Origin of the sequence: Streptococcus parasanguinis, assembly GCF_001578955.1 — a bacterium.
GTDB classification, from domain to species: domain Bacteria; phylum Bacillota; class Bacilli; order Lactobacillales; family Streptococcaceae; genus Streptococcus; species Streptococcus parasanguinis_U.
This window is the reverse complement of the sequence record NZ_KQ969691.1, coordinates 258,155-259,309: the sequence shown is the minus strand read 5'-3', so window position 1 is coordinate 259,309 and position 1,155 is coordinate 258,155. Positions and strand designations below refer to the sequence as shown.

Annotated in this window: 1 protein-coding gene; it reads left to right on the top strand. The window is 45.4% G+C overall.

Translation table 11 applies throughout. The features are described from left to right. On the top strand, positions 1–1,155 hold a 1,155-nt coding region (locus SPADD19_RS08020; RefSeq protein WP_241496552.1), incomplete at both ends, for an ABC transporter substrate-binding protein.

Here is a 1,155-nt window from a genome sequence, read left to right as displayed (position 1 = left end):
TTGTTGGGGGATCGGTCTCCTTGTTGTGCTCTGTGCGAGCGCGGGTTTCTATTGGTGGAAACAGCAACCGACCGTCCTCCATATCGGCGTTTATGCAGGTTCTAGCTGGGATGTGCCGACCAGTCAACGTTCCCATGCCTTGGATCGTGCGATTCAAAAATTTGAGAAGTCCCATCCTCACGTCCGTGTAGAGTATGAAAACGGGATTCCGCAGTCAGATTATTCAGACTGGCTCTCCGAAAAGATTGTCTCAGGAAAGACGCCGGATGTGTTTATGGTCTCTGAGCAAGATCTTTCCTTATTAGCAGCGCGAGGCGTATTAGAAAAGTTAAACGGCTATATGGATCGAAAAGATCAAGCTGCCTTTTATCCCGTTGCCTTTGAATCGGGTGTCTATCAGGGGCAAACCTATGCCTTACCTTATGAAAGTAATCCGATTTTGATGTGTGTCAATAAAGATCTCTTGGATAAAGAAGGCATCGCGGTTCCTAAAGAAGGTTGGACCCTTGAAGAGTTCTATACGATTTGCAAGAAACTAACCAAAGATACCAATGGGGATGGGCAACTAGACCAATTTGGGAGCACAGAATACACCTGGAAAGAAGCCTTGGCGGCAAATGGAGGTCATCTCTTCCAAGGAGGCATGCTCAAGCTGACAGCTCCAAAAGTCAAAGAGTCTTTGACTTTTCTTCAAAAATTGGAAGATCTAAATAAAAATTACAAGGTGAGCTCTAAAGATTTTGACCAGGGGAAAGTCGCCTTCTATCCCATGACCTTGGCCCAATATCGGACCTATAAACCTTATCCCTACCACGTTTCTAAATATTCAAACTTTACCTGGACCTGTATCCCAATGCCTGCTAAGTCAAAAACAACCAAGGCAACCTTGGTCACGACGACTTCTTTTGCTATGTCAGCCCGAAGTTCTCATTCCAAGTTAGCTTGGGAGTTGATGCAAGTTTTGACAGAGGATCCAGAAATTCAACAAACCCTCTTTGCCCAATCCCAAGGGATCTCTGTCATGCCACAGGTAGTCAAGAGTCGCTCTAGTAAAGACCTTCTGCAGGTGGATGATTTTGGAACGGATTCCCTGACCAATCAGACCTTGAACCGCATCATGGAACAAGCTGTTGAAAGTAGTCCTAAAAATGTCTC